This window comes from Shewanella sp. KT0246, from assembly GCF_019654955.1.
In the GTDB taxonomy this organism is placed as follows: Bacteria; Pseudomonadota; Gammaproteobacteria; order Enterobacterales; family Shewanellaceae; genus Shewanella; species Shewanella goraebulensis.
In genome coordinates this window covers 1-4,728 of the sequence record NZ_BPEV01000081.1, presented here as the reverse complement: position 1 = coordinate 4,728, position 4,728 = coordinate 1, and the positions used below count along the sequence as shown (strand labels likewise).

Below are 4,728 nucleotides of genomic sequence, written 5' to 3'. Positions count from 1 at the left end.
ATAGGATATTAAATGAAAATTTTAACATATGGTACTTTTGATTTATTTCATATAGGCCACTTAAATTTACTGAGGCGCTCTAAAGCTTTAGGTAACCACCTGACAGTTGCGATTTCTACTGATGAGTTCAACCTTGAATCTAAAAGTAAAGTTTGTGCACAGCCATATTATGAAAGAGCTGAGATAGTAGGTAGCATAAAGTACGTAGATGAAGTTATAGCAGAGAAAAATTGGGATCAAAAAATCAAAGATGTTGTTGAAAATAATATTGATGTTTTTGTAATCGGAGACGATTGGGAAGGAAAATTTGATTTCTTAAAAGAATACTGCGAAGTGGTTTATTTACCAAGAACAGAAGGTGTATCAACCACGGATAGAAAAAATGAAATCATTAGTAAGTTTAGTTAATGTATAAATCCTTTTTAAGGAAGGTATTGAATCTTGTTGATTTGATCCTTCCTAAGAAAAACAAAGTTTGTTTTTTTATCACAGCTAGAACTACTTGGGACCCAAATCAACAAGTTATATATGCGTCTTTAAAAGACAAATTTAATGTCATTGTTGTTGATGGAAATAATGTTTCAGCGACTAACCCCTACAGAAGTTTAAAGTGTTTTTATAACATATATCGAGCCAGGGTGATTATCTTTGATCATAGTTTACCACTTGGCCTGGTCGCAAATAAACATTACTGCATCAATGTATGGCACGGTAGTCCGATAAAGAAAATCCGCTGTTTACTTAAAAACCGTTTTACGCAACAATTCTTGGATTATCAATCAACCATTACCGATCTGCTCATTTCAAACTCTAAGTTTGATTCAATCCAAATGCAGAATTGTTTTAACGTTGGTCATGAGAAAATGGTATCGACTGGCTTACCTAGAAATATTTATTTAACTGTAAATGAAACTGAATTAAAGCCAATTGATATCTACCACGAACATCATCAGATCAAACAGATGGTTGAAGGTTATTCGAAAGTGTTATTGTGGGCCCCAACCTACAGAGGCAATAGTCATGACTTTAATGACCCGTTAAAGTTGACTGACGTTGAAGAGACACTTCTTCATCGTTATCTAGAAGATACGAATAGTTTACTTTTAGTGAGATATCACAAATTTTCTTCTTGTAGTAATAATTTATTTTATTTGCACCGTAATATCATAAATGTGAGTGATATTAAAAATCAGAATATTTTACTGAGAAGTATTGATACGGTAATTACAGACTATTCCAGTATTTGGGTAGACTTTTTAATCTTAAAACGTCCCGTAATCATTTACTGCACTGATTTAGAAAATTATGAAATGAACCATGGGTTTATTCATGATTTTTCATCTTCAGTACCTTCAAAGGTAATTAATAATTTTAGCCAAGTTTTAGAAGCATTAAAATTCCCTCTTGATGAAACTGATTCAGAATTTTATGATGTACAATATAAGCGATATCATCAGCATTCAAATGCTTATAGAACTATTGCGACTATCGAAGATAAAATCAATTTGCAGTTTTAATTTTATTAAATTATGTACGCTTAATTAACTCGATTATGTTTAAGCAAGTGTCATCCTTAAGTGAAACAGGAAAATGAATACACTTGTTATTATTAATTGCTGAAATTAATTGGTTAGCATTAAAATTAAAGTAATTATTGTAAATTGTTAGGTATTGCTCATTAATGCCTCTATTAAGCTTATACTCTTCCAGTTTTTTGCCAAATAGGTACACATCTTTATTTATTGATGCGTCAACTAACAAACTGGAAAAGTCACTAATGAAAATTGCTGAAGAACGCAAATGACTCTCAATAGTTTCTGATTCTTTCAAAAACCTAACATTGGGCGAGCTAATACATTTAATACCTCTTTCCAATGGGTGGAGTTTAATTACCAATTGATAGTTATTACTTTGTAAAAAAGAGCTGAATGTTGCGCCTGTCAATTCATCAATATTTTTTTGAGTGCTGTCATCTGAATGCCAGGTGGGGGCGAAAAGGATAAGCTTTTTTTCTGATAAGCAACTGTTACTTTGAAGGGAAGAGACACGATTGCGATCAAATCTTGGCCAACCAGTAATGACACATTTTTCAGTTGGTATTGAAAATGCTTTTGATAAAATTTCTTGAGTTATTTTATCGTGACAAAAAATTATTTTGTATTGATTGAACCTGTAAACTAACAATCTGGATACAATGCTTCTGATGGCATTATTAGCAGATGGGTAAGTCTCTGGCGACATTAAACCAAGCTTTTTGATTGGCCAGCCATGCCATAGTTGGTAAGATTCTCTACCGTATTTAGGTACTAGTGCCGATATGTCTGTTGAACCAGTAGCATAAATAAACTTTCGTGCAAAAAGGCTATAATAAATACCTTTAAAACTGTATTTATAGTAAAATCTTTGACAATGTAAATTATCAACGACTTCATCCTCTTGCGTTAGCCATATTGTTGTTATTTCTGGATGATTTTCTTGCATGTATTCAAAAAGAATTTTTGAATTGTCCGTATATCCGTGCACATGACCAAAAACCCAGATTTTGGATGAAGAAGGAAGGAACGAACACAACAAATTGATGGGATATAAAACCAACTGTCTAGATATTTGAAATATCAATCTGATCTTATTGTTTTTGTATAAAGACACTGCCGCCCCAAAATAAGTTAGTACTAAATAATAATGAAAAAAATCATAATAACCTCAAACACTTCATGGTTTATACATAATTTCTTCAAAGCCAGTATTATAGAGTTCATAAAAGCAGGACACAAAGTATATGTTTTAGCTCCTCTAGATAAATATTCATCTCAACTTGAAGATTTAGGCTGCAATTATAGCTCTGTTGTAGTTCACCGCTCAGGAACACGAGTTTCGAGCGAAGTTTCAACGCTTTATTCTCTTTACAAGCATATTTCTCAAATAAAACCTGATGTGGTATTAAACTTCACCCCAAAAATGAACATCTACTCGACACTTGTCTCACGAACTTTAGGTGTAAAGGTTATTAATAGTGTGGCAGGCTTGGGGTCAATTTTTACTGAAAAAGGCATGAAATCTAAACTGGGCAAAGTGCTTTTAAAGCTAACCCAACCACTTGCACATCATGTAGTTTTTCAAAATAATGAAGATAAAGAAATTTATCTTGCTAATAGATTGGTTAGTCCTGCTAAGTGTTCAAGAGTACACGGTATTGGTTTAGACTTAGCGTCTTTTCCTGTGCATCATTCCATTGATGATAATTGTGTTCGTTTTATACTTGTTGCGCGTATGCTGAAGAATAAAGGGGTGATTGACTTTGTTGAAGCGGCAAAAAAAGTGTCAGAACATTATGAACATAAAAATGTATTAACAAAACCAGCAATGACTTTCGAATTTTCATTGTTAGGCTTTGTAGATGAGCAAAACCCTCAAAGAATTACTTATGAACAGTTAATGGAATGGGATGCTAGTTCAGTTGTAAACTATTTAGGCGAAACTGATGATGTCTTTTCGATTGTAAAAGAGCAAGACTGTGTTGTTTTACCTTCATTCTATCGGGAAGGTTTACCTCAATGCCTTATTGAAGCTTGTTCTATGGGGAAACCCATAATTACGACCCATAATGTTGGTTGCAGAGATGCCGTAGATGACGGCGTTAATGGAATCTTGGTGACTCCTAAAAGTCAGGTTGAATTAGTAAACGCTATGGTTTCAATTGTTGAAGCAGGTCATCAACGAAGAATTGATATGGGGTTGCTGGGTAGAAAAAAAGCTGAAACTGAGTTTTGTCATTTGAAAATTTCTAAGCATTATTTAAATTTGATCGATAATATTACCTTAAAATGAATTATGTAATTAGCACCATGTTGGAAAAACTAAATGATAAAGCTTGAAAAGTTAACTAAGTATTATCCTTCAGACCTAGGAAATCAATATGTCTTTAAAGACATAAATTTTACTATTCCAACGGGTCATAATATTGCTTTGTTGGGCGCTAATGGTGCAGGTAAGTCAACATTATTTAGAATACTAGCAGGTAGCGAATACCCGAACTCAGGCAAAGTGATAACAGATCAAAAGTTGTCATGGCCGGTTGCACTGGCTACGGGCATACATAAAGAAATGACAGGTCGAGAGAATACTCGTTTTATTGGCCGAGTTAATGGGGTCGGGGACCTATCAGATTATGAAGAGAAGGTAAAAAAATTCGCTGCATTAGGCATTAAGTATGATTTGCCCGTTAAAAACTATTCCAGTGGCATGAGATCAAGGTTAGCGTTTGGCTGCTGTATTGCTATTGATTTTGATATTTACCTTATTGATGAAGCAACATCAGTTGGTGACCAAAAATTTCGTAAAAAAGCGAAAGCAGCATTGCTTAAAAGAAGTCAGTCAGCAAACGTTATTATGGTCAGCCATGATATGAAAGAAATAAAGGAATTCTGTGACAGCGCAATTATATTAAATAATGGTAAATTGAAGTTTTATGACAATTTGAATGAAGCTCTAGAGGTATATGAGTCGCTATAAAACTAATGTCATTGTCCAGTATTGCTTTGAGTGATTTAATGGCTTAATCAATAGTAATGTAGCTGTTCATCTGATTTAGTAAACTACCCAACTACCCAACTACCCAACTACCCAACTACCCAACTACCCAACTACCCAACTACCCAACTACCCAACTACCCAACTACCCAACTACCCAACTACCCAACTAAGTCATATATTATCAAGTTAAAAATA

5 protein-coding genes are annotated in these 4,728 nt (G+C 33.8%); 4 read left to right on the top strand and 1 reads right to left on the bottom strand.

What is annotated here, in order from left to right; genetic code table 11:
* Positions 1 to 12: 12 nt before the first annotated feature.
* Both tagD and K5Q58_RS20440 read left to right on the top strand, forming a co-directional pair.
* A complete protein-coding gene (tagD, locus tag K5Q58_RS20445; protein WP_220755698.1) occupies positions 13 to 408 on the top strand; it encodes a glycerol-3-phosphate cytidylyltransferase in 396 nt (131 codons plus the stop codon).
* A 26-nt stretch (positions 409 to 434) separates the two neighbouring features.
* A complete protein-coding gene (locus K5Q58_RS20440) occupies positions 435 to 1,517 on the top strand; it encodes a CDP-glycerol glycerophosphotransferase family protein (protein WP_220755697.1) in 1,083 nt (360 codons plus the stop codon).
* Positions 1,518 to 1,527: 10 nt separating this feature from the next.
* Here the strand turns inward: K5Q58_RS20440 and K5Q58_RS20435 are convergent, their stop codons facing one another.
* Positions 1,528 to 2,649, bottom strand: coding sequence for a CDP-glycerol glycerophosphotransferase family protein (locus tag K5Q58_RS20435; RefSeq protein WP_259651413.1), 1,122 nt, complete (start codon positions 2,647 to 2,649; stop codon positions 1,528 to 1,530).
* 33 nt (positions 2,650 to 2,682) lie between these two features.
* On the opposite strand from K5Q58_RS20435, the gene K5Q58_RS20430 reads away from it, so the two are divergent.
* The gene (locus tag K5Q58_RS20430; protein WP_220755695.1) at positions 2,683 to 3,828 is read left to right on the top strand and encodes a glycosyltransferase family 4 protein; all 1,146 of its coding nucleotides are present in this window, start codon (positions 2,683 to 2,685) and stop codon (positions 3,826 to 3,828) included.
* A 33-nt stretch (positions 3,829 to 3,861) separates the two neighbouring features.
* Complete coding sequence (locus K5Q58_RS20425; protein ID WP_220755694.1) at positions 3,862 to 4,512, top strand: ABC transporter ATP-binding protein; 651 nt, start codon at positions 3,862 to 3,864, stop codon at positions 4,510 to 4,512.
* Positions 4,513 to 4,728 lie beyond the last annotated feature (216 nt).

Coding starts and splice junctions, on each gene's coding strand:
- tagD (WP_220755698.1), top strand. CDS start 13: ATGAAAATTTTAACATATGGTACTTTTGATTTATTTCATATAGGCCAC.
- K5Q58_RS20430 (WP_220755695.1), top strand. CDS start 2,683: ATGAAAAAAATCATAATAACCTCAAACACTTCATGGTTTATACATAAT.
- K5Q58_RS20425 (WP_220755694.1), top strand. CDS start 3,862: ATGATAAAGCTTGAAAAGTTAACTAAGTATTATCCTTCAGACCTAGGA.